Genomic DNA, 24,005 nt, shown 5'->3' on the forward strand with positions numbered 1-24,005 from the left:
GAGAGTCGATCAGGCCAGCGCGAAAGTCAGCAGCAGGGTGGTCTGGTCGCCGCGCCACCACGAATACCCGAACCAGACGCCGGGCGTGACCTCCCTGACCTCGTCGTAGATCTGCGGCGTCGGCGAGGGCGCGTAGTTGAAGGCCCAGACGGGTTGCCCGTCGACCAGCGCGGGCGCGGTATAGACATCGGCGGGCCAGCCCTCGATACCCGCCCCGGTGAGCCGGTTCATCAGGCGTCCGCCGTCGGGACCGGTGTAGAAGGTCTTCCCGATCCAGAATGCGGGGGCGATCGCCTGCGTGGTGGGCGGCCGAGTGACCCAGCCGTCCTTCACGCCCATGGGCACATCCCCGCGCGTGGCGTCGCGGAAGATGGCGTCCTGCTGTTCGGCCGAACAGCGGAAACGCAATGAATCGATGGTCGCGGCCCTGTCACCTGGATACAGGGCGCAGCCGCCGCCGTAATCGGTGGTTCCCGGGTCGGCCGTCGCGGGACCCGCGAGGCCGAGATACGAGCCCGGCGCGAGCGCCAAGCCCAGACACAGGCCCGACGCGAGCGCGATGACGCCGAGGACACGAACTCCGAATGTGCTCATCGCAATCTCCAAGGACTCGCCGACCCCCTTCGAAGCCTAGGGCCGTCCCGATCGAGTCGCCGCCGATCGAAGCCAACCTGTTACCCGCGATGCGCACCGGCTATGGCGACAGGTCGGGCGCGGACACTGGCATCGCGTGCGGCACATTACCGGTCGGGGGCGATCCGCGGGGCGGCCACTACGGCTACGCGCACCTCCGCCTTCGCCGCGGCCATGCGCAGGTCTTCAGACGACTTCGTCGGCAGCGCCGATTAGGCGTACCTCCGCCTCAGCTCCGGCCATGCGCAGGTCTACGGGCGACTTCGTCGGCAGCGCCTATTAGGCTGGTCGTCGGCACTCCGCGCCGGACCCGGCCGGGGCGGCGACGATCGCACTCTGGAGGACATACCGTGCAACCCGGTGGTCAATTCGACATGCAGCAATTACTCGCGCAGGCGCAGCAGATGCAGCAGGCGGTCATGGCCGCCCAGGCCGAGATCGCGGCCGCCGAGGTGCGGGGTCAGGCGGGCAATGGCCTGGTCACGGCCACCATCAAGGCCACGGGCGAGGTCGTGGACCTCACCATCGACCCGAAGGTCGTCGATCCCGAGGATGTGGAGGGCCTGCAGGATCTGGTGATCGGCGCGATCAACGACGCCATGGCCAACGCCCAGCAACTCGCGGCCGATCGGCTCGGCCCGCTGGCGGGCGGTGGCGGCCTCGGCGGCGCACTGCCCGGTCTGCCCGGTTTCTGAGGGATCGCGGCATTGCACGAAGGTCCGGTTCAGGATCTCATCGACGAACTCGGCAAACTGCCCGGCGTCGGCCCGAAGAGTGCCCAGCGCATCGCCTTCCACCTGCTCCAGGTGGAGCCACCGGAGATCGATAGGTTGCAGGCCGCCCTGCAGAAGGTGCGCGACGGTGTGCAGTTCTGCGTGGTGTGCGGCACCGTCGCCGCCGGCGAGCGGTGCCGCATCTGCGCCGATCCGCGCCGCGACCGCACCATGATCTGCGTGGTAGAAGAGCCCAAGGATGTGCAGGCCATCGAGCGCACCCGCGAATTCCGCGGGCGCTACCACGTACTCGGCGGCGCGCTCGACCCGCTCAGCGGCATCGGACCGGACCAGTTGCGGATCCGGGAGCTGTTGGCGCGCATCGGCAATCAGGACGACGGCGTCGATGTCACCGAGGTGATCATCGCGACCGATCCGAATACCGAGGGCGAGGCCACCGCCACCTATCTGGTGCGGATGCTGCGCGACTTCCCCGGTTTGAGCGTCACACGATTGGCCTCCGGCCTGCCGATGGGCGGCGATCTGGAATTCGCCGACGAACTCACCCTCGGTCGGGCGCTGTCGGGGCGCCGCGTGCTCTAGGTTGACTGTTCGGCCCTAGCCCAGCAGGTTCTCCAGGAATAGCGACGGCAATTCGATCGTTCCGGATTGCATTGCCGTCGAAGGCATCTCCTCGCGCAGCACCCGCAGGATGGAAACCACGCCCGGTCCGGCGTCCAGCAGTGGGCGGGTCCACCCCAGACTCGCACAGATCGCGGCCGTCGGCAGCAGCAGACCGGTGGCCTCACCGACCCAGCCGGAGTCGGCGAGGCATTCGGCCAGCAGCAGTGCGGCATCCAATTGCGCTCGGGGCCGGTGCTGTTCGCTCATTCGGGCGTGCATCGCGCGCGCCCGGCGCACCGCCCTGTCATCCGCGCCGAGCCGATGTTCGGCCAGCAGGCCGCGAATGGCCGCGATCTCCTCGGCCTCGGCCGTCAAAGCCGCCGAACCCATCCGGTGCCGCCGCGAATGCAGGTGCGCCGGTTCGTATTCCGCGCCATTGACGGTGCCGCCGCCGGGCAGCCCGAGGCGTAGTCGCTCGGCCCGGATATGCGCGTCCAAGCGGGGCAACCTGTTATCGGCGGCCAGGCGCGCCCCCTCGTCCAAGCGGGCGGCGGCCGTGTAGAGATCGCCGCGCACCGCCTTGACCCGCGCACCGATCACGAAGGTGGAGATCAGGAAGTCCACCGGCCCGACCCTGGTGACCAACTGGTGGCTCTCGTCGAGCAACTCGTCGGCGACGTCGAGATCGCCCCTGCGGTAACTCAACTCGCCGACCAGCGCCGCGCCCACCCGCACCGCGTGCGAGCGCGGACCCGACCGGGTGCGCGCGGTCTGGAACGCCTCCTCGAAACAGGCCGTGGCCGTCACGATATCGAGCTGCTCGTAGGCGGCCGCGCCCATCGCCGCCGCACCGAAGACCGCGCCCAGCGGATCCTTCGACCGCGCATGGTATTCCGCCGCCCACTGCTGCGTCTCGCGCACACCGTCGAAATCGAATTCGCACAGCCGCACGAAGGAGGTCAGGTTGGCTGCGGTCGACACGGTCCAATCCGACTGCTCCTCGGGATGATCCAGGCAGTCCCCGATCCGATCCAGCACCCCCTCGGTGTGATCGCGCGCGATCTGATCCGAGGCGGCGAGCACCGCCGCCTCGCACCGCTGCTTGCGCACATCCACATCCCCCGCCGACCCCCGCGCCAGCAGATTCGACAACCGGCCGAGCGCGGTGCGCGCCGCACCGGACTGCTGCAGATTCACATTGGCCCGCGCCACCGCCATCAGCAGCTTCGACCGCGAAGCCACCTGCTGCATGGGCAGTTTCGACACGGTGCCGAGCAAGGTGGCAAGCCGGGACCGATCGATCAGGTCCATGCCACCGCTCTCCAGCAGGTCCAGCGCCATCTTCAGATCGGTGGCCGCCAATGCGTGATCCACCGACTTGCGCAGCGACTGATGCTCGGAATACCAGTGCGAAGCCTTGCGATGCAACACCTTCAACCGACCGGGATGGGCACGTTCCAGGCGGGCGCGCAGATGTTCGGCGAACAGTGGCTGCATCCGGAACCACTCCGGATCGTGTTCGATGCGGCGCACGAACAATTCGCGCTGTTCGGCCTGCTCCAGCAACTCCTCGGCGGCGTCGTCCTCGGACAGGGCGGCGGCCAGCGAACCGCACACCCGCTCGGTCACCGCGATGGACATGAGGAATTCCAGCATTCTGGGATCCAAAGTGTCCAAGACGTTCTCGGCGAGATACTCGCGAATGCCGTGGGTGCCCTCGGACAGGTTGGCGATCAACTGCGCCGGTTCGGTATCCCCGCGCAGCGTCAGCGCCACCAACTGGATCGCGGCGGGCCAGCCGTCGGTGGCCGCGTGGATCTGCTCGACCTGCGCCCCGGTCAGCGGGAAACCATTGTGCTCCACCAGAATCTGCCTGGTCTCGGCGGCGGTGAGGCGCAGCGCGACCGAACCGATCTCGACCAGTTCATCGTGCACCCGCAGTCTGCCGGTCGGCAGGCCGGACTGCTCGCGGCTGGTCACCACGAAACGCAAATGGTGGCATCCGTTGTCCAGCAGGGCGTCCATCGCCCGGTGCGCGCCCGCGTCGGTGACCCGGTGCCAGTCATCGATGACGACCACCACGGGCGTGCCCGCCGCGTGAATCTCATCGATCAGCGTGGGGATGACGAAGGCGGCCGCGTCGGCGGGCCGCTCCTCGAGCACCTGTTCGAGTCCGGCCCCGATATCCGGGCGGACCCGGCGAATGGCCTGAATGAGGTGGGCCAGGAACCAGATCTCGTTGTCGTCGTCGCGCGCCACCCCGATCCAGGCCACCGCGATCCCGCGGGCCGTCAGCTCCGTACGCCACTGCGCGGCCACCGTGCTCTTGCCGAAACCCGCGGGCGCGTGGATCACGGCCAGCCTGCGCCGACCGCCCGCGCGCAGGATATCGAGGAGCCGAGGTCGCGGCACCGGATCGCGCGCGGGGGTGGGCGGACGGAATTTGGTGGCGGCCGTCGGCGGCAGGGTGGTCGCGGTCACTGTCGTCGCGGCCGCTGCGGGCCGTGTCGTTGGGGGCGCCGTTGGCGGCAGTGTCGTTGGGGCCGCCGTCGGCGGCAGTGCCGGAGCCGCCGTTGGCGACCGTGTCGCCGGGGCCGCAGTTGGCGGCAGTGTGGTAGCTGAAGGCGCTGACGCACCGGCCTTTTGGGCGATGGCGTAGCGCAGGCTCAGTCCGGGGCTGCGGTAGGTCGACAGGGCGGGGCGGGTGAGCGTTGTCGGCTCACCGGATTCGACCTGTTCCAGTTCCTCCAGCGCGGCGACCGGATCGAGCAGGGCCATCTCGTCGGGCACCTGGTCGTGGGCGATCTGCGCGGTCCGCAGCAGCTCCCCGAATTCGAGGGCGGTGGCGGGCCGGTCCACGGGGTCCGGCGCCATGGCCTGCTCGATGGCGGCGGCGACATCGGCCGGAATATCCTGCTCGCGCAGATCCGGCAGCGGCTGGGTGGTGATGCGCAGGAATTGCGCCACCACCTTCTCCCCCGCCTGCCGCTCGAAGGCCGCGTGCCCGGTCAGCAGCGCGAACAGTGTCGCGCCGAGACCGTATATATCGGACTGGACAGTCGGATCCTCACCCTTGAGCACCTCGGGCGCGGTGAAGGCGGGCGACCCGGTGATCAGACTGTTCGAGGTGCGGAATCCGCCCGGAATCCGGGCGATGCCGAAATCGGTGAGCTGCGGCTCGCCGTATCCGGTGAGCAGGACATTGGCGGGCTTGACATCGCGATGCAGTATGCCCGCCCGGTGCGCGCTCTCGATCGCACCCGACAGCTTCACCCCGGCCCGCAAGGTATCCGACCAGGTGAACGGGCCGTGATCGCGAATGAGCCGCTCCAACGACCCGCGCCCGCAATAGGGCATGACGATGAACGGCGAACCCGTCGCCGTCACATCGACCTGCAGAATGTCCACGATATTCGGGTGACCGGAGACCCGACCCATCGCCTGCTCCTCGCGCAGGAACCGCTCCCGGCTCTCGGCCGCCAACTCCGAGGACAGCACCTTCACCGCGACCACCCGATCGAGTGCGCGTTGAATGCAGCGGTACACCACGCCGAACCCGCCGCGGCCGATCTCCCGCGCGCCGTGCAGGCCCATCGCCTCGAGTTCGTCGGTGATCTCGAAGTCGTCAGGGCGGTCGGCGGCGGTATCGTCGAGGCCGCCGGCGGCAGTGGGCACCTGACGCTGCGTATTCGATTCGGCCTGATCCGTTTCGGGACGCTGCTCGCCCGAACGCGGCTGTCGAGTCATGTGACCACCTCGAACTCACATCGAATCGGCGGCACCGGCGATCCATATGCGCGCCCACATCGGATATCCGCGACGAAACGGGTGATGTCCGATATGTCTGCGCATACTCCAACGTAGCGCGCCGGAGACCACGGGGTGCGACTTTCGGGGCAGGCACGCCGCGACCGGCCCGAACCCGGTAGCGACCGACGCGCGCGGCACGTCGAGCCGCCACCGGAGAGTATTGCGCCGGAACGATTTTCGATATCGAGGTATCGAATTCCCGTTTCGCGCACCGAACCGCCGCCCGCCACCGGCGCGACACGCCGGGATCGGACACGCTCGTCGGCTAATAATCCGCATCGTGCCCCACCCTTCACTACGGAACACCCAGTGCAACCCGGTCACAACCCGATTTTGTTCCCGAATCGCACAAAACGGGCGGTCCATGCACCGCGGTGCCCTCGGGTGCGAAACGCACAAGCCCGCCGGTGCGAAACGCACTGGCGGGCTTGTCTTTCAGCGATTCGGACTACTTGCGCAGCGAGTCCGGAACCTGGAACCGGGCGCCGTACTTGGCGGCCAACTCGTCGGCACGGGCCACGAATCCCTGCTGTCCACCCGGATATCCGACGATGAACTGGTGCACACCACCGGTCCAAGCCGGGTACCCGATACCGAAGATCGAACCGATATTCGCATCGGCCGTCGTGGTCAGCACATTCTCGTCGAAACACTTCTGCGTCTCGATGGCCTCGATGAACAGCATGCGGTCGATCAGATCCTGCAACGGCACATTGAATCCGGCGACCGACTTGAAGTGCTCGCGCAGACCCGGCCACAGACCGGTCCGCTTGCCCGCCTCGTCGTACTCGTAGAAGCCCGCCTTCTCCAACCGGCCCGGACGACCCTGCTCGACCATGTAGTCGATCACGTCCTGCGCCGGGTGGCGCTGCTTGCCCATGGCGGCATCGCCGTGCGCGGCCGCCTCGGCGGTCTCCTTGGCGATCTTCTGCATGAGCTTCATATTCAGCTCATCCGACAGCTGCAGCGGCGCGGCCGGGTAACCCGCCTGCGTACCGGCCTGCTCGATGGTCGACGGGTCGATGCCCTCGCCCAGCATGGCGACGGCCTCGTTGACGAAGGTGCCGATGACCCGCGAGGTGAAGAAGCCGCGGCTGTCGTTCACGACGATCGGGGTCTTCTTGATGGCCAGGGTGTAGTCGTACACCCGCGCCAGCGCCTCGTCGGAGGTCTTCTCGCCGCGAATGATCTCCACCAGCGGCATCTTGTCCACCGGGGAGAAGAAGTGGATGCCGATGAAATCCTCCTGGCGCTTCACACCGGCGGCCAGACCGGTGATCGGCAGGGTGGAGGTATTCGAGCCGAGCAGCGCGTCGGGGGTGACGATATCCTCGATCTCCTGGAACACCTTGTGCTTGAGCTCGGTGTTCTCGAAGACGGCCTCGATCACGAAATCCACGCCCGCCAGGTCGGCCGGATCGGCGGTCGGCGTGATCCGATCCAGCAGCGCCTTGGACTTCTCCTCGGTGGTCCTGCCACGCGAGAGGGCCTTGTCCTCGATCTTCTGCGAGTAGTTCTTGCCGCGCTCGGCCGCCTCGATGCTGACATCCTTCAGCACCACTTCGTAGCCCGCCTTGGCCGAGACATAGGCGATGCCGGCGCCCATCATGCCGGCGCCGAGCACGCCGACCTTGCCGATCGCCTTCTTGGGCACATCCTTCGGGCGGGAACCGCCATTGTTGATGTGCTGCAGGTCGAAGAAGAACGCCTGAATCATGTTCTTGGCGACCGGACCGGTGAGCAGATGCACGAAGTAGCGCGACTCGATCAGCGACGCGTTGTCGAAATCGACCTGCGAACCCTCGACCGCCGCCGACATGATCGCGCGCGGCGCGGGCATATTCGTGCCCTTGATCTGCTTGCGCAGATTGGCCGGGAAGGCGGGCAGGTTCGCGGCGAACGCCGGATTGGACGGGGTGCCGCCCGGAATCTTGAAGCCCTTCTTGTCCCAGGGCTGCACGCCGGCTTCGGGATTGGCCTTGATCCACGCCTTCGCGGCCGGGACCAGCTCCTCGACCGAGCCCACCAGTTCGTCGATCAGGCCGATCTCCTTGGCCTTGGCCGGCTTGTTGCGCTGACCCTGCAGCAGCACCTGCATCAGCGCGTTCTGCAGACCGAGCATCCGCACGGTGCGCACCACGCCGCCGCCGCCCGGCAGCAGGCCGAGGGTGGCCTCCGGCAGACCGATCTGCGAACCCGGCACATCGGCCGCGATGCGGTGATGGGTGGCCAGCGCGATCTCCAGACCGCCGCCGAGGGCCGCGCCATTGATGGCCGCCACGACCGGCTTGCCGAGCTGCTCGAGCCGACGCAGCGCCGCCTTGACCTCACCGAGTTCCGCCATCAGGCGGGCGGCGTCGTCCTTGGTGACCTGCATCATGTTCTTCAGGTCGCCGCCCGCGAAAAAGGTCTTCTTCGCGGAGGTGAGCACGACACCGGTGATGGCGTCCTTCTCGGCCTCGAGCCGATCGACGGTGGCCGTCATCGAGTTCTTGTACAGGTCGTTCATGGTGTTGGCGCCCTGGTTCGGGTCATCCATCGTCAGCACGACGATGCCGTCCGAATCCTGCTCCCAACCGATCATGTTGGTCTCGCTCACAGCTCTGTGTCTCCTTGTGAAGGGTTGGGAATTAGACGCGCTCGATAATGGTCGCGACGCCCATGCCGCCGCCGATGCACAGGGTGATCAACGCGTAGCGGGCCTGACGGCGCTCCAACTCGTCGACCATGGTGCCGGTGATCATCGCGCCGGTCGCGCCGAGCGGGTGACCCATGGCGATCGCGCCGCCGTTGACGTTCAGCTTCTCGTCCGGAATCCGCAAGTCGCGCTGGAACTTCAGCACCACCGAGGCGAAGGCCTCATTGATCTCGAACAGGTCGATGTCGTCGGTGCTCAGACCCGCCTTGGCCAGCGCCTTGCGCGCGGCCGGGGTCGGGCCGGTGAGCATGATCGTCGGATCCGCGCCGGAGGTGGCGGTGGCGACGATGCGGGCGCGCGGGGTCAGGCCGCTGGCCTTGCCCGCCTCCTCGGAGCCGAGCAGCAGCAGCGCCGCGCCGTCGACGATGCCGGAGCTGTTGCCGCCGTGATGAACGTGGTTGATCTTCTCCACGAAGTGGTACTTCTGCAGCGCGACCGCGTCGAAGCCGCCGAAATCGCCGATACCGGCGAAGGAGGGCTGCAATTTGCCCAGATCCGCCGCGGTGGTGCCGGGGCGGCGGTGCTCGTCGCGATCGAGCACGACCAAGCCGTTCTGGTCGCGCACCGCGACGATGGACTTGGCGAAAAAGCCGCCGTTGGTGGCCTTTTCGGCCAGATCCTGGGAGCGAACGGCGTAGGCGTCGACATCATCGCGGCTGAAGCCCTCGATGGTGGCGATGAGGTCGGCCGAGATGCCCTGCGGGACGAAATAGGTGTCGTAGGAGGTGGCCGGGTCCATGGCCCACGCACCGCCATCGGAGCCCATCGGCACCCGCGACATGGACTCCACGCCGCCCGCGAGCACCAGATCGTCGAAGCCGGAGCGCACCTTCTGGGCGGCCAGGTTCACGGCCTCGAGGCCGGAGGCGCAGAAGCGGTTGAGCTGGAATCCGCCGACGGTATCGGGCAGGCCCGCGGTGAGCACGGTGGTGCGGGCGATATCGGCGCCCTGGTCGCCGACCGGGGACACCACGCCCAGGATCAGATCCGAGATCCGGTCCTCATCCAGGTCGGGGAAGCGGTTCCGCAGCTCCTGGACCAGACCCGTGGTCAGGTCGATCGGCTTGACCGAGTGCAGCGACCCCTTCTTGTTGCGGCCGCGCGGGGTGCGGATGGCCTCGAAAATGTAGGCCTCTGTGGTCATATCGGAGTTTTCCTTCCTCGGATGCGGCGGGGCGGACGGTGCGTCCATCCCAGCGCGTCATGCGCCGTACCGCGTTGTGCGGCGCGGCCGCGGGTCACCTAACGCTGTACAAAACTCGGCAAGCACCGGCGGACGCACGTTCCATGGTTGCCCGTATGCCTGGGTCTACCATAGAACCTCGCCACACCGGAGCTCACGGCCACCCGCTCATACTACCCGCGCGTGCGAACTCCGGTTAACTTAACGATGTCGGGACCGTGATTGTCAACCGTCCAATCGTGTGGCGCCCAGCTCAGCGCTCAGCAATTCCAAGGCGATCTCATCCGGATCGCGACGCTCACCGACCGGGATCGGAGTCGCGGCCTCGGCCAGCATCTCCGCCTCCTCGGCGGCCGTCGTGGTGATCGGCCCCGACGGCTCGGCGTAGCCGTCGGAGAGGGCAGCCGGGTCGACGGGCACATAGTCGCCGGGACCCGGATCGTCGGGCAGATCCGGAAAGTCGGGCGGCGGGATATCGTCCTCGCGCAACGAACGCGGTTCCGACCGCGCCGCGCCCCGTTTGGCCCCGCCCTCGACCTGGCCCGCACCTCCCGACCTGGTCTGACTCGGCCGCGAGAAGCGCGGGGCCGTCTCGCTCTTCGCCCCCGCGCCGCGACTCTTGGTAGCCGCGGGCGCCTTGGTCGCCGTCGCGCGCGCCGGAGCCGAACCCGCCTCCCAGCGCACCTCGTGCGCCCCGCCGAGCACCGCCCGCACCGCCGCCCGCACCGCCTCCAGATTCTGCGGACTCGACAGCCGCTGCGCCAGCGGGGGACTCTGATGCGCGAAAACGATGACGCCCGCATCGACCCGCGCCACCGACGCGCCGGAGAGCAGCGCCTTCAATGTCGGGCCGAACTCCCCCATCTTGTTCCTGATCTCCGCCCAGGACCCCTCCACGGACCGCAGCAGATCCTCCGGACCCATTCCCGAAGGCGATTCCGCGTTCACCGTCTGCGCGGACTTTTCGGGCTCGGCAGCCAATTCCGCTGCGGCCGTTGATGATTCGACATCCTCCGGGCGCGGGGCGGCCGGGCGCCGCGAATCCAGGGCGGGCGCGGGCGCGAATTCGCTTGCGGCACGGGCTGGTTCACCGACGACGCTATCCATCGGCGCGGCCGGTCCGGCCGAATTCTCGCCGCGCGTCTGCGATGCGACGCCGGCGACAGGATTGCCATTGGCCGACTCGGGTCGAGCTGCCGTTGGCCTTTCCGCGTCATCCGCGGCGGCCGCACCATTGCCCTCCGAGGCGGCCGCACCGTTCGCGAAGGCCGCGTCCGCTCGACCACCGCCGGAAACCGCGGCATTGCCTGCCGACGAATCCGGTCCCGGCTCGGCAGTCGCCGCCGGATCCGCTGCCTCCGGCATGCTCGCGCCCGCGTTCGCCCCTGTCGCGACAGCGGAGCTGTCGGGAGCGGCGGGGCTCGACGCACCGGCCGCGGGAGCGCTCTCCGCAGTTGGGCCGTCGACCGGTTTGTCACGGCCCGCGCGGGTCTCGCGCAAAGCCGCCAAGACCTCCGCGCCGCGGCGGCGGGATGGGTCGGCGGCCTGCGCCGGGGATTGCGTCTGGTCTCGTGCGGATTCGGCGGCGGAGGTCGCGACAGCGCCGGTGGCGATTCCGCGTTCCAGACGCTCCAGGCGTTGCAAGGTGGCGGCGTCGCCGGTGTCGGCGGCGGGCAGCAGCATGCGGGCGCAGACGACCTCGAGCAGCAGCCGGGGGGCGGTCGCGCCGCGCATCTCGCCGAGACCGGCGTGCAGGAGTTCGGCGTAGCGGGTGAGGGCGGCGGAACCGAGGTGTTCGGCTTGTTCGCGCATGCGGTCCAGGACATCGCCGGGGCCGGAGACCAGGCCGCGGTCGATGGCGTCGGGGACGGCGCGCAGCAGGATCAGATCGCGCAGGCGTTCGAGCAGGTCGACGGCGAAGCGGCGCGGATCGTGCCCGGCCTCCATCACCGCGTCGATGGCGCCGAACAGCGCCGCGCCGTCACCGGTGGACAGCGCATCGATGGCCGCATCGATCAGGGCGATATCGGTGACGCCGAGCAGCGCTACCGCGCGCGGATAGGTGACACCCTGCGCGCCCGCACCGGCGAGCAGTTGGTCGAGCACGCTGAGGCTGTCGCGCGGGGAGCCGCCGCCCGCGCGGATCACCAGCGGATACACCGACTCCTCCACCGGCACCCGCTCCTGCTCGCAGATGCGGCCGAGCAGCCCGCGCATGGTGGCGGGCGGCAGCAGTCGGAACGGGTAGTGGTGGGTGCGCGAGCGGATGGTGGGCAGCACCTTGTCCGGCTCGGTGGTGGCGAAGATGAAGATGAGGTGCGCGGGCGGCTCCTCGACAATCTTGAGCAGCGCGTTGAAACCCGCGGTGGTGACCATGTGCGCCTCGTCGACGATGAACACCCGGTAGCGGGATTCGGCGGGGGCGTAGAAGGCGCGGTCGCGTAGTTCGCGGGTGTCGTCGACGCCGCCGTGGCTGGCCGCGTCGAGTTCGATGACATCCAGATTGCCGGAACCACCCGGCGCGAGGGCCACACAGGAGGCGCAGGTGCCGCAGGGGGTGGAGGTGGGACCCTGGACGCAGTTCAGCGAGCGCGCCAGGATGCGCGCGGAGGAGGTCTTGCCACATCCGCGCGGGCCGGAGAACAGATACGCATGACTGATCCGGCCGGTGTCGAGGGCGATGCTGAGCGGGTCGGTGACGTGTTCCTGACCCACCACCTCAGCGAATGTTGCCGGTCGGTATTTCCGGTACAGAGCCACGGGCAGAGGTTACCGGCGTACACCGACAAAAGACATTCGCGCCGCCCATCCCGCTCAACCGGTTCACACCCCCGCTAACTTGTGACTCAAATCACATGAAAACTGCGCCCCGTTAGAACGCGCGGTTCGGCGACCAGGGTGGCTATGGCGCGGCAATCACGGCGACATTCCGGCCGAACCGGGAAAACGACCGGTCGCCCGGCGACCAGTTCGGCCAAAACCCTGACCAGCGCCCCGTTTTCCTGGGATTTTATGGAGATAACGAAAGCGTCAACCGGGATGACATGCGCGCGAGCCGCCGGCTAACGTGACCCCTGGCAACTTCGGTAGCCAAACCTTCATCAGGTTGGTGACCCCGGCCGGTCCCTCATCCCGACCGGGGCACAACCCGGACCACCCGGTAAGCGCTCTTCCGGCATCGCCGCGCTCCGCCGGCCTCTCTGCCGATTCCCACACTTCCACACCGGAGGACCGTTCCACCGTGCCGTCGTGTGCCGACATCGCCGCCGCCTGGCTGTCCAGTACCGAATTCGCCGACGACCACGCCGCCGTCGGCCTGCTCAGCCGCGCCATCGGCCCGCAGGAATACGCCATCAAACGCGATTCGCTCCCGGTGGCCGCCGCCGCCGATCCGGATACGGCCGCGGCCATCCTGGAACTACTCGAACGCGGCCAGGTGCCGACCATCGCCGCCATCCGCACCCTCACCGCGCAGAACGAGATGCGCAGGGAGGCCGAGCGCATCGAGCGCCTGGGCCGCCGCGCCCAGCGCAGCATCGACGACTTCGGCCGGGTGCTGGCCCGCCTGGCCGACGCGCACTGGGCCGCGCACGGCATCGGCCCCACCCGCCGCTTCATCCAGTGCAGCCAAGAGGTGCGCGAACTGATCTGCGATCGGATCGGCCAGGTGCCGCCCGGCGCGGTGAAACATCTGTGGCTCATCGAGCGCGCCCAGCGCGCGGGCTGGATCGCCTCCAATGCGACGCCCGGATCCCTGTGCGCGGCCAGGCGTTTCCATGCCGCCAGATTCGGCAACCGGGTCTCGCTGCGCCCCATCAACACCATCGGCACGCTGGTGGCGAGCTATCTCGCCGACCGCATCGCCGAGGACGGTCAGCCGCCGCGCTGGTCGGCATTGGCGCACGAACTGCGCGACGACCGGGGCCGACGCCTATTCCACGACACCGCCGACGCCCGCACCCAGCAGCAGTGGCTCGCCACCGCCGAATGGCTCGCCGTCGAGGACGAACTGCCGGTTCCCGGCAAGCGCGGTCTGCGCGCGCTGCACCGGATGCGCCGCTGACCTACCGCCGATTAGTCCTTTTTGGGCGTTGATCGCTCGGCGATAACTAATGTCACAGACACATAACATCCCATGACTAGGGCATTCGGTAGCTTTCTCGCGACGCATCGCGCGCGGAAGGAGACCCGTGTCCACCACCCTCGATCCCGCGGCCACCGCATGGCTGCTCATCAGCACCGCCCTCGTGCTGCTGATGACGCCCGCACTGGCCATCTTCTACGGCGGGATGGTGCGCTCCACCGGCGTACTCAACATGCTGATGATGAACTTCAGCGCCATCCCGCTGGTCACGGTCGTCTGGCTGCTGGTCGGCTACAGCCTCGCCTTCAGCGCGGACGCGGGCGGCGGCATCATCGGCGATCTCGCGCATATCGGCATGCGCGGCATCGATCCGCACACCGTGCACGGGGCGGTGCCGGAACTGCTGTTCGCCACCTTCCAACTGACCTTCGCCATCCTGACCGCGGCCCTGGTCAGCGGGGCCATCGCGGACCGCGCGAAATTCTCGGGCTGGATGGTGTTCGTCCCGCTGTGGACGCTGGTGGTGTACGTGCCGATCGCGCACTGGGTTTGGGGTCCCGACGGTTGGCTGGCCAGTTTCGGCGCGCTCGACTACGCGGGCGGTCTGGTGGTGGAGATCGCCTCGGGATCATCGGCATTGGCGCTGGCCATCGTGCTCGGCCCCCGCATCGGCTTCAAAGTGGACGCGATGCGACCGCACAACCTGCCCTTCGTCCTGCTCGGCGCGGGTCTGCTGTGGTTCGGCTGGTTCGGGTTCAACGCCGGGTCGGCGCTGTCGGCCAATGGCATCGCGGCGGCCGTCTTTCTGAACACGCTGGTGGCGGGCTGCCTCGGCATGCTCGGCTGGCTCGCGGTCGAGCAGATCAGGGACGGGCATCCGACCACCTTCGGCGCGGCCTCCGGCGTGGTGGCCGGGCTGGTCGCGATCACACCGTCGTGCGGGTCGGTCAATACCCTCGGCGCACTCGTGGTCGGACTCCTGGCCGGCGTGGTGTGTTCTTTCGCGGTGGGCTGGAAATTCAAGGCCGGATACGACGATTCGCTCGACGTGGTCGGCGTGCACTTCGTCGGCGGCGTCGTCGGCACCCTGCTGATCGGATTACTGGCCAACAAGGTGATGACCGGCGGGGTCGAGGGTCTGTTCTACGGCGGCGGACTCGTTCAACTGGGCAAGCAGGCCCTCGGCGTGCTGACGGTGGCCGGGTACGCGTTCACCGTCACCTTCCTGCTCGGCAAGGCCATCGACAAGACGGTCGGATTCCGGGTCAGCCGCGAGCACGAGTCCACCGGAATCGATTTCGCGCTGCACGCCGAGACCGCCTACGCCGAAGGCGTGCACGGATATGCGCCGCGCACCTTCGGGCAGACCCACCTCGGTCACCACGGCGGCGACCGCGAAAGCTGAACCGGCGGCTCAGCTCACCTTCTCGGACGAAGCGCCGAACGTATTGCACTGCGCCGCACGGTTGTTGTCCAAGCCGATCTCGAACCAGTCGCCCATATGCTGCGAGGTGCCGTGGTCGCGCATATCGCCTGCCTGGTCGCCGCGGTGGTGCGCGTCGCGGCGGGTGAGGGTGATCTGCGACTGGGTCAGCGAACCGCCGCCCGAGGACGAGGACATGTACATGCCGTCGAAGCAGTTGGCCTGCAATTCGATTCGACGCGACAGTTCCAGTCCGCGCTGGGAGCGCGCGCCCGCGTCCACCCGGTCGCTGTTGGCGCGACGCAGAATGCCCGACACCGCCTGCACATGGTGGCCGTACTCGTGGGCGAACACCGACAGGTAGATCACCCAGTTCTCCTTGAACAGATCGGTCTGCAACTGGCTGATCGGCATATAGATGGTCTTGTTGGCCGGGCAGTAGAAGGCGGCGAAGTTACTGCTCGACCCGGTGCACGGCGTCGTTATGCCCGCCGTGGAGGCGCTGACCTGCAAGGTCGGCGGCTGGAACGGCAGTTTCCGCTTGTCCAGCACCGGCTTCCACGCAGACTCCAAACATTTCGCCGCCGTCTCGAAGAAGCGGCGAGCGGTCTCGACCTGGGTGCCCCACGGCGAGTAACCGCAGCGCGCGGGCAGCAACGTGGCCTCCGCATCGGCGACCAGCGGATTGTTCACCGTCTCCGCGGGGCCGACGGTCGTCTCCTGCATGGGCGTGACTTTGGGACCACCCGCGTTCGCGTCATGCGCGGCGGGCGAAATACCCGCCCGCACAAGCAGGCCGACCACCGCCAGCACGATCACCACGACAAATGCGGCCAGACCGCCCCTGGATTTGCGCGGCGGCCGGGAAGCCCGCCTACCCGGCGGACCATACGGCACGGGCGGCGGCCGATGTCCCTGCTGCATCGGATGCCCCTGCGGCATACCATAATTCGGCTGCGGCGCGTACTGTGGTTGCCGGTATGCGGGCTGCCCCTGCTGCGGATAGCCCTGCTGCGGCTGCCCATACTGTGGTTGCCCATGACCGGGCGGCGGCCCATACCCCGGCCGCCCTTGCGGCGGATACCCCGGCGGCACACCATGCCCCGGCGCGGGCCGCCCTCCCGGCGGCACCGCCCCATACCCATACGGTGGCTGTGTCACGACCCCACCCCCTCCATCTCCGTGGTCGTCGCCGCGCGGCGGAACCCTCCGCGCCGACCGGCAGCACAAGCCTGCCGCCGAGGAAGAATAGCAATCCCCACCGATATCCCCGTGCGGGCCGACACCGTGAAGTTCACACCGCATTCGGCTGTAGTGGGTTGGTTCTGTGGGTTTCGGATCTCGCAAACGTGTCTAGAGTAGGCAGCCATGCTGACTTTTCGGGGGGCCGCCGCGGGCGTGCTGATGCTCGCGGCTGGATTGTTGGGGACCGCGCCGGTGGCCGGAGCGCAGGCGGAGGGAATCGCGGTTGTCGCGGATCTGACTTTGGACCGCGCGGGTGTGCTGCGCGTCGTGGAAACGGTGAAAGTGCCCGAGGGCGGGGAATTTCGGATGTCGATCCCGCTGCGGTTGGCGCTGCCGGGCGATACCGAGCGGGTCTTCAAGGTCACCGATGTGGATACGAAGGGGTCCGGTACGGCGACGGTGCTGGCGGACCGGTTCAGCATCGAGGCCAAACCCGGCGAGTCCACTTTCACCTACGCGGTGCACAACACGGTGTCGGACGCGCCGGGCAGCCAGTTGTTCCACTATGTCGGGGTGATCGGCGAGGATCTCGCCTCGATCCAGGCCAGTGTGCTCAGCCCCGACTACCGGATCGCCATCCTGGACTGCAAACTCGGTCCGCCCGGAAACGGCAGGGACTGCGCCAATATCCACACCGAGGTCGACGGCACGGTCTACCTGGATCAATCGGATCTGCACAAGGGTGATGCGATCGATCTGACCCTGCAACTACCGCCCGGCACGGTCCCGGCCAACGCCGATGTCCGCGCGGCGGGCAATACGGGTGTCTTCGCGCTCACCGCCCCCGTCCTCGCCGCGTTCGGCGTACTGCTCGCGGTATTGGCCGGACTCGTGGGCTTCGTGCTGTGGTCGCGCCGCCAGAATGCCGCTGCCACAAGCGGATCCTCGACCCTCGATCCGTTGCGCGAACAGGGCGAGCGGGTCGAGTTCGCCTCGCCCGATGGGATTCTCCCCGGCGCGGCGGGTTTGGTGCTCGACGAGCAGGTCGATCCGGTCGATATCGCCGCCACCGTCGTCGATCTGGCGGTCCGCCGCTACCTGTGGATCGCGCCCCTCGGGGAACGCGACTGGCGAATCACCAGGGTGAACCAGGCCGACGAGCAGTTGCGCGACTACGAGCGCGCCGTCTACCTGGCGCTGCTGCCGGAGGGCACGGATTCGGTCACGCTGAGCGAACTGGGCGCGCCGGGGCGGGTGCGTTCGACGGAGATCCGCTCGGCCATGTTCGCCGACGGGGTCGCCGAAGGGGTCCTGGTCGATCGACGCAAGCCGGGACCGTGGATGTGGTTGGGCGGCGGGCTGATCGGCGTCGGCCTCATCGCCGCCGTCGCCTTGGCGCTCACCGCCGGATACGCGCTGGTCGGCGTGGCCATCGCGCTGGCGGGTGTCGCGGTGCTGTTGCTGCCGCGTTCCCTGCCCGCCCGCACCGCCAGGGGCCGCGAAGTCACCGACCGGGTGCGCGCACTCCAGCGCGGGCTGGAAGAGGTTCGGCCGGAAGCGATCCCGCCCGCCGACCGGGAGTTGGTGTTCTCCAGGGCGCTGCCGTTCACACTGCTCGGCGGGCGCGCGGACAACTGGATCCGCACCTTCCGCGACCTCGATCCCGCCGCCGCGCCGCAACCGGGTCTGTACTGGTTCGGCGGCCACGAACGCGACCGCACGCTGCAACGTTTCGGCGGTCAGTTCCCGTACTTCATCACCGCGCTGGAAGCGCTGTTCGCGGCCGACAAGTGAGACCGTCCTCCGGCCGCCGGGGTCGCGGCCGGAGGACGTCGCGCCGGTTGGTTCTTCAGGCCAGCTTGCGAATGGCGGCGAGCGGATCGGCGTAGAGGACGCTGAGCGAGGTCACCACCGCCGCGAACTCCTGCACCTTGCCGCCGAATCCGCTGATCCGGATATCGGTGGCGGGCAGGGTGGAACCCTGGTTGAACGCGCGGGCGACATGCGCGACGGCCGGGCGGTAGCCGGTGAAGGCCTGCCCGCCCAGGATGACCCGGTCCGGGTTGAGCATGTCGCGCACCATCGCCACGGTGTGACCGAGGATGGTCGCGCGCTCGGCGAGCAGTTCCCGCGCGGGCTCCGAACCGGCCGCCGCCGCGCGATACAGGTCGGCGATGGTCGAACCGGAGGTGCCGTGGTGGGCCGCGATGATGCCGCGTCCGACAGCCCGCGCGTGCAGCGCCCGATCACCGACGGTGACCTCGAGGCAGCCGCGCCGGCCGCAGAAGCATTCGACATCCGAACCGGTGGGCAGGTGCGCGATCGAACCGGGACCATTGCTCGGGGTGTGCACCCGGCCGTCGAGGGTGACCGCGATTCCGGCCGTCTCCCGCACGTAGAAGTACAGGCTGCTGCCGTGCTCGTGGTTGCGGTCGCGCGTCTCCCCGGTGGGGAGCAGCAGTTCGGAGCCCGCCATGGCCTCGACGTGCGGGGCCACCGAGATCGGCAGTTCCAATACCTCACCGAGCACCGCGCCGACCGGCGCGCCCTGCCATTGGAGTTTGGGATGGTCGACGACGCCGGTCAGCGGGTCGACGCGACCGCCGATGGCCACACCCGCCCACAGCGGCTTGCGGCGATGCCAGCGTTGCAGAAAGGCTTTCGCGCTGCGGGCCACGGTGTTGGTGGCGAAGTCCTGGCCGGTCTGCGGGGTGGCGATGGCCAGTCCGCCGAGGATGCGACCGCGCAGGTCGGCGGCGACGATTTTGGTGGAGACCGCGCCGATATGGATGCCGAGGGTCAGATATCCCTCGTGGTCGATCTCGAACGGGACGCGGGGACGGCCGACCGCACCTGCCGCCGTCAGGTCGGGACGCTCTCGCAGCAAACCTGCCGCGAGCAGCGCCGATACCTGACGATTGACCGTAGCGATACTCAAACCCGTTGCGCGAGCGGCATTGTCACGTGAAACCGGGCCGCCCGTCGCGGCGCGCAGCACGGATGCGGCCGGATTGTCGGCGATCCGCAACTCCGGGGCGATCACCGGGCGGGTGGGACGGACGCGAGTCGAACCGGAAGCCCTGGATGTGGTGCGCTCGAGGGTGGGGAGGGACATTGGGGAATCCTTGCTGTGATCCCGTACGGGACGGGATGTGCCTACACGGGCGGCGAGGCAGCAAACGAGGCGACGAAGCGACTCAGCTGCGGCAGCAAGAACGACACAGCACGCGCGCCAGCGGCAGCCGCAGGCCCAGCGCGGCGGTCACATAGGTGACGCGCGGGGCGGTGGCGAGGCTGGCAAACACAGGTATGAAACTAACATCGAAACGTGGGACGTTCCAAGCATTCGAGCGTTCCGGTGTGCGCGCTCACACTATTCCCGCTGGTCAATCGGGTGTGACTCGAGCAGGCCACCGTCACTTGGGCGACTACTTGGAGAACTCAGCCCTTGGTCGCCTCCGCCTTGGCCGCCGCCTTCTGCTGCTTCTTGAAAGCCCTTACCTCGAGCAAGGTTTCGCCGTCGACGATATCGGCGGCCGAACGTCGCGAATTCGGTTCGGAATACGCGCCCGCCGCCTGCTGCCACCCCTTCGGCGCGACACCCAACTGTTTGCCGAGCAACGCGAGCATGATTCGCGCCTTCTGGTCGCCGTAGCCGGGGAGATCCTTCAGCCGACGCAGCACTTCCTTGCCATCCGGGTCCCCCTGAGTCCAGATATTCGCGGCCTCGCCGCCGTAATGCTCGATGACGTAGCGCGCCAGATCCTGCGCCCGCCGCGCCATCGACCGCCCATAGCGGTGGATCGCGGGCGGCGTCGCCGCCAGCTCCTCGAATGCCGCCGGATCGGCCTCCGCGATCCGGTGGATATCGAATCCGCTCATCCGCTCCGCGATCTTGCGCGGCCCCCGAAACGCGTGTTCGAGTGGGTACTGCTGATCCAGCATCATCCCCAGGAGCAGGGCGAACGAATCCTCCGACAGCAGTTTGTCCGCCTCCGGCTCCTGAGCCAGGCACAGCGTGGGACGCATTGTCGAACCTCCTGTCGCGCCGAAAAAGGACGCTCCGATCATCCCATCCCGGGTATCGAACCCTCCATAGACAACCCTTTTCCCCAGTGACCCACTTCACAGACCGGCGGTGCGGACGGGGAACCCCGCGCGTAGGCTCACGCCATGCCTCAGACGACATATGGGCTGCGCCCGGATCGCTTCGACAGCGCGGGCCAGGATCAACTGGTCGACGTGCGCGATCTCCAGGCGGCGCTGCCCGGCATCCGACGACTGCGGACCTGGGCTCACGAGGCCCTGGCGCTGCGGCCGGGCGAATCGGCCGTGGATATCGGATCCGGCACCGGATCGGAGGTCATCGCCTTCGCCGACGCCGTCGGCCCCACCGGATCCGCGGTCGGCGTCGAACCCGACCCGAACCTGCTCGCCTCCGCCGAACGCCGCGCCACGCAACTGGATTCGACGGCTCGATTCCACACCGGCGACGCCTACGGTCTGCCCTTCGGGCCGGAAAGCTTCGACGCCGCGCTGTGCGAGCGAGTCTTCCAGCATCTGACCGCCCCCGCCCGCGCCGCCAATGAGATCGCCAGGGTACTGCGCCCCGGCGGCCGCGCCGTGGTGGTCGACGTCGACTGGGGCACCGCCATCGTGCACCCCGGTGACCGGTCGGTGGTGCGCGAGGTGATCGACACCTTGATCACGGCCACCACCAACCCGTTCTCCGGTCGGCGATTGCCCGGCCTGCTCACCGCCGCCGGGCTGGTCGTCGACGACATCGGCTCACACGCCCTGGTCCAAAATCACGGCGCGGGCGCGGGCTCGCTCGTCACCCGGATCGCGGATCTGGCGGTGGCGCGCGGCGCGGTTTCCGCGACCCAGCGCGATCACCTGCTCGCCGAACTGGCACGCGGGGCCGCGACCGGGGATATCCACCTGTCCGTCACGATGTTCGCCGTCCTGGCCCACAAACCGCACTGAGCCGAGTGCGCGGCCGACATCGGCCGCGCACTCTCCTTATTACTTGCCCAGCAGCTTCTCGGAGGCGGCCAGCAGGACGCAGGTGGCCAAACCGTCCATCGCCTGCTCCAACTCCGGCAGAGCCGGGAAGGTGGGGGCAATGCGAATGTTCTTGTCCTCCGGGTCATTTCCGAGCGGGAAGGTGGAACCCGCCGCAGTGAGCGCGATTCCGGCCGCCTTGGCCAAAGCGACCACGCGCTTGGCGGTGCCCTCCAGGACATCGAGGCTGATGAAATAGCCGCCCTTCGGCTCGGTCCAGGACGCGACCTTCGACGCGCCGAGACGGTCCTCCAGGATGCGCAGCACCAGTTGGAATTTCGGCTCCAGGATGGCGCGATGCTTCTGCATGTGGGCGCGCACACCCGCCGCATCGCCGAAGAAACGCAGATGCCGCAACTGATTCAGCTTGTCGGGGCCGATGCTCTTGCGGCCCGCGTGCCCCAGATACCAGTCCAGGTTCGCGGTGGAACCGCCGAGGAAGCTCACGCCCGCACCGGGGAAAGTGATCTTCGAGGTGGATGCGAAGACGATGGGGCGGTTGGGGTTTGCGGCCGCGGCGGCCATCCCCAGCACATCGGCGATCGGGGCCGCCGCATCGGTGAGCGGGTGCACCGCGTAGGCGTTGTCCCAGAACAGGCGGAAGTCCGGGGCGGCGGCGGGCAGGGAAACCAGTTCGCGCACAACCTCTTCCGAGAACACCACACCGGTGGGATTCGCGTAGTTCGGCACCGCCCACAGGCCCTTGATCTGCGGGTCGGCGGCCAGGAGTTCAGCGATGGCGTGCACATCCGGGCCGTCGTGACGGACCGGGATCGGGATCATCTCGAACCCGAGACCCTCGGTGATCGCGAAATGCCTGTCGTAACCGGGGCTCGGGCACAGGAATTTGAGCACCGGCTCGGCGGCCCAGCGGCGCGGCGAATCCGGCGTGCCGTAGAGCATGGCGAAGGAAATCACATCGTGCATCAGCTCGAGGCTGGAGTTATTGCCCGCCAGCAGGTTCGACGCGGGGATCCCCAGCAGCTCACCGAAGAGGGCGCGCAGCTCCGGCAGACCGTGCAGGCCACCGTAGTTGCGCAGATCGGCGCCGGAGGCGTCGCGGAAGTCATCGGCGCCCGGCAGCGACAGCAGGGCGGCGGACAGGTCGAGCTGCTCCGGGGAGGGTTTTCCGCGCGTCAGGTCCAGCGTGAGCTTCTCGGTGCCGAGCTTCGCGTAGTTCGCCTGCTGTGTCTCGTACTCGGACACGAGCTCCGCGGGGCTCATCAAACCGATCTGCGTTTGCCGGGGCATCGTGGACAGCCTTTCGAAGCGGCGTGGTCATGGGGTGTCCGGACCGAGGAGGACGGACCGGACCGGTTCCGGCCGGTGGCCGATGGACCGGTGCTCACGTTACCCGCCGATTGCTCCGAATTGGAGCCGATAAAAAAGGGGACCCAGCGCACCCGGCAGAGCCCGTTGACCCTTGCTGCCTTCCGGCCCTGGGGGAGTTCACAGGATGCGCGCCGCGCTGGATCCGTCGGCAAGTGTAGCCGCTCCCGCCGCCCCACCCCGCCCCCACCCCCCATTTGGCGATCACCGGGGGTCAACCGCTATGCTGCTCCACGGAGGATTCGCCTAGTGGCCTATGGCGCTCGCCTGGAACGCGGGTTGGGTTAACGCCCTCAGGGGTTCAAATCCCCTATCCTCCGCCGAGATGGACGCAGGTCACCGACAAGATTTCCAATCTTGCCGGTGCCTGGGTCCACATCTCCGGTCCACAAACCAGGAATCTGAGGGGATTCGGTGCCGTGACCTAGAAGGGCACGCGCATGGCCACTACCCCGCGCAATCGCACCCGCAAGGACGGCAGCACCTACAGGCAGGTGCACTACCGCGACGGCCGCACCGTCGAGAGTTTCGACGACCGGCGTCAGCGTGGTATCGGGCGACACACTGGGCATGTGGGCCAACGGCGGGACCTACGCCGCCTACATCGTCTTCTCCAGCGGCACATCGAACACCTATGGCCAGGTCAACGGCGTCTGACCGGCCAGGGAGAAAACAACTCGCCCGAGCCTTATCGGCTGCGGCGAGTTGCTCGTGCTCGAGCAAGATGGACTAAACAGGCCGACCGTGAACTACCCGAAGCTGCCGGTCGACGGTAGGCCACTCTGTCCGCTCCGGTGGTAGTCGACCTGGTAGCTGTCGCCCTGAAGTTGGAAACGATAGGCGGTGTAGCCGGCCTTCTGATAGGCGCGCGCAGTGTCCTGGCACGCCTGGTAACCGACAATGATGCCGGTGCGATCCGCTGCCGCGTTGCCCGCCGCGGCACCGATCCCGATTCCGCCCAAAACAATCAACAATCCGACTCGCGCAATGCGATTCATCCCGTAACCCTCATCTTCAATGCGTTCAGGCCATTCGGGGAGATGCCGCGAATGGGCCACGACAACCCCGGATCCTGCTGGGGTGCCATAAGCGCTGTGATCACGAAACCCCCTGCTGTAAAGATATATTCGCGGCAGCCTACCTGTGAAGTGAAGGGCATGTGCACCCTTCGCTGTACCGGCGATAAGGTGGCCGCGTCGCAGCCTCCGAGGCGGACAGGCGGGTCACGGTGCCGCTAGGCACCTTCAGGCCGCTCGCTC

General features: G+C 68.0%; 16 protein-coding genes, 1 tRNA gene and 1 other RNA gene. 7 read left to right on the top strand and 11 right to left on the bottom strand.

The annotated features are described in order from the left end of the window. Positions 1 to 9: 9 nt before the first annotated feature. Positions 10 to 594 (bottom strand): hypothetical protein, encoded by a 585-nt coding sequence (locus tag D5S18_RS06850; protein WP_239003590.1) that lies wholly within the window; start codon positions 592 to 594, stop codon positions 10 to 12. A 389-nt stretch (positions 595 to 983) separates the two neighbouring features. Here D5S18_RS06850 and D5S18_RS06855 point away from each other — a divergent pair, with 389 nt between their 5' ends. Next, positions 984 to 1,328: a YbaB/EbfC family nucleoid-associated protein gene (locus D5S18_RS06855; protein ID WP_120038960.1), complete on the top strand. Its 345-nt coding sequence runs from the start codon at positions 984 to 986 to the stop codon at positions 1,326 to 1,328. Between the two features lie 12 nt (positions 1,329 to 1,340). After that, entirely contained in the window at positions 1,341 to 1,949 is a 609-nt protein-coding gene (gene recR / locus D5S18_RS06860; protein WP_120038961.1) for a recombination mediator RecR, read from the top strand. A gap of 15 nt (positions 1,950 to 1,964) precedes the next feature. On the opposite strand, the gene D5S18_RS06865 is transcribed toward recR, so the two are convergent. The 4 genes from D5S18_RS06865 to D5S18_RS06880 form a co-directional block, all read right to left on the bottom strand. Next, positions 1,965 to 5,717, bottom strand: coding sequence for a serine/threonine-protein kinase (locus D5S18_RS06865; protein ID WP_239003591.1), 3,753 nt, complete (start codon positions 5,715 to 5,717; stop codon positions 1,965 to 1,967). 511 nt (positions 5,718 to 6,228) lie between these two features. Further along, complete coding sequence (locus D5S18_RS06870) at positions 6,229 to 8,379, bottom strand: 3-hydroxyacyl-CoA dehydrogenase NAD-binding domain-containing protein (RefSeq protein WP_120038962.1); 2,151 nt, start codon at positions 8,377 to 8,379, stop codon at positions 6,229 to 6,231. Between the two features lie 31 nt (positions 8,380 to 8,410). Beyond that, positions 8,411 to 9,622 (bottom strand): acetyl-CoA C-acetyltransferase, encoded by a 1,212-nt coding sequence (locus D5S18_RS06875; RefSeq protein ID WP_120038963.1) that lies wholly within the window; start codon positions 9,620 to 9,622, stop codon positions 8,411 to 8,413. Positions 9,623 to 9,886: 264 nt separating this feature from the next. Then, a complete protein-coding gene (locus D5S18_RS06880; protein ID WP_120038964.1) occupies positions 9,887 to 12,421 on the bottom strand; it encodes a DNA polymerase III subunit gamma and tau in 2,535 nt (844 codons plus the stop codon). Between the two features lie 481 nt (positions 12,422 to 12,902). Between D5S18_RS06880 and D5S18_RS06885 the strand changes: the two genes are divergently transcribed. Next, the gene (locus D5S18_RS06885; protein WP_120038965.1) at positions 12,903 to 13,724 is read left to right on the top strand and encodes a hypothetical protein; all 822 of its coding nucleotides are present in this window, start codon (positions 12,903 to 12,905) and stop codon (positions 13,722 to 13,724) included. Between the two features lie 127 nt (positions 13,725 to 13,851). Further along, positions 13,852 to 15,150: an ammonium transporter gene (locus D5S18_RS06890; protein WP_120038966.1), complete on the top strand. Its 1,299-nt coding sequence runs from the start codon at positions 13,852 to 13,854 to the stop codon at positions 15,148 to 15,150. Between the two features lie 9 nt (positions 15,151 to 15,159). Here D5S18_RS06890 and D5S18_RS06895 read toward each other — a convergent pair whose 3' ends face one another. Then, complete coding sequence (locus D5S18_RS06895) at positions 15,160 to 16,329, bottom strand: neutral zinc metallopeptidase (RefSeq protein WP_239003592.1); 1,170 nt, start codon at positions 16,327 to 16,329, stop codon at positions 15,160 to 15,162. Between the two features lie 207 nt (positions 16,330 to 16,536). On the opposite strand from D5S18_RS06895, the gene D5S18_RS06900 reads away from it, so the two are divergent. Then, positions 16,537 to 18,147, top strand: coding sequence for a DUF2207 family protein (locus D5S18_RS06900; protein ID WP_120038967.1), 1,611 nt, complete (start codon positions 16,537 to 16,539; stop codon positions 18,145 to 18,147). A gap of 55 nt (positions 18,148 to 18,202) precedes the next feature. On the opposite strand, the gene D5S18_RS06905 is transcribed toward D5S18_RS06900, so the two are convergent. Both D5S18_RS06905 and D5S18_RS06910 read right to left on the bottom strand, forming a co-directional pair. Further along, the gene (locus tag D5S18_RS06905; protein WP_120038968.1) at positions 18,203 to 19,468 is read right to left on the bottom strand and encodes an ROK family transcriptional regulator; all 1,266 of its coding nucleotides are present in this window, start codon (positions 19,466 to 19,468) and stop codon (positions 18,203 to 18,205) included. A 326-nt stretch (positions 19,469 to 19,794) separates the two neighbouring features. Next, a complete protein-coding gene (locus D5S18_RS06910; protein WP_120038969.1) occupies positions 19,795 to 20,382 on the bottom strand; it encodes an HhH-GPD-type base excision DNA repair protein in 588 nt (195 codons plus the stop codon). A gap of 144 nt (positions 20,383 to 20,526) precedes the next feature. Between D5S18_RS06910 and D5S18_RS06915 the strand changes: the two genes are divergently transcribed. After that, positions 20,527 to 21,339: a methyltransferase domain-containing protein gene (locus D5S18_RS06915; RefSeq protein ID WP_120038970.1), complete on the top strand. Its 813-nt coding sequence runs from the start codon at positions 20,527 to 20,529 to the stop codon at positions 21,337 to 21,339. 39 nt (positions 21,340 to 21,378) lie between these two features. Here D5S18_RS06915 and D5S18_RS06920 read toward each other — a convergent pair whose 3' ends face one another. Further along, positions 21,379 to 22,668 carry an aspartate aminotransferase type Ic gene (locus D5S18_RS06920; protein ID WP_120038971.1) on the bottom strand — a complete coding sequence of 430 codons (1,290 nt, stop codon included), beginning with the start codon at positions 22,666 to 22,668 and terminating at the stop codon, positions 21,379 to 21,381. 133 nt (positions 22,669 to 22,801) lie between these two features. After that, positions 22,802 to 22,896, bottom strand: an RNA gene (gene ffs, locus D5S18_RS06925) — signal recognition particle sRNA small type. An 85-nt stretch (positions 22,897 to 22,981) separates the two neighbouring features. Between ffs and D5S18_RS06930 the strand changes: the two genes are divergently transcribed. Then, positions 22,982 to 23,066 (top strand) — tRNA-Ser (locus D5S18_RS06930). A 429-nt stretch (positions 23,067 to 23,495) separates the two neighbouring features. On the opposite strand, the gene D5S18_RS06935 is transcribed toward D5S18_RS06930, so the two are convergent. Then, entirely contained in the window at positions 23,496 to 23,804 is a 309-nt protein-coding gene (locus D5S18_RS06935) for a hypothetical protein (protein ID WP_147403869.1), read from the bottom strand. Positions 23,805 to 24,005 lie beyond the last annotated feature (201 nt).

Origin of the sequence: Nocardia panacis, from assembly GCF_003598715.1 — a bacterium.
GTDB lineage: Bacteria > Actinomycetota > Actinomycetes > Mycobacteriales > Mycobacteriaceae > Nocardia > Nocardia panacis.

Coding starts and splice junctions, on each gene's coding strand:
- D5S18_RS06910 (WP_120038969.1), bottom strand. CDS start 20,382: ATGCGTCCCACGCTGTGCCTGGCTCAGGAGCCGGAGGCGGACAAACTG.
- D5S18_RS06875 (WP_120038963.1), bottom strand. CDS start 9,622: ATGACCACAGAGGCCTACATTTTCGAGGCCATCCGCACCCCGCGCGGC.
- D5S18_RS06915 (WP_120038970.1), top strand. CDS start 20,527: ATGCCTCAGACGACATATGGGCTGCGCCCGGATCGCTTCGACAGCGCG.
- D5S18_RS06865 (WP_239003591.1), bottom strand. CDS start 5,717: ATGACTCGACAGCCGCGTTCGGGCGAGCAGCGTCCCGAAACGGATCAG.
- D5S18_RS06850 (WP_239003590.1), bottom strand. CDS start 594: ATGAGCACATTCGGAGTTCGTGTCCTCGGCGTCATCGCGCTCGCGTCG.
- D5S18_RS06920 (WP_120038971.1), bottom strand. CDS start 22,668: ATGCCCCGGCAAACGCAGATCGGTTTGATGAGCCCCGCGGAGCTCGTG.
- D5S18_RS06905 (WP_120038968.1), bottom strand. CDS start 19,468: ATGTCCCTCCCCACCCTCGAGCGCACCACATCCAGGGCTTCCGGTTCG.
- D5S18_RS06900 (WP_120038967.1), top strand. CDS start 16,537: ATGCTGACTTTTCGGGGGGCCGCCGCGGGCGTGCTGATGCTCGCGGCT.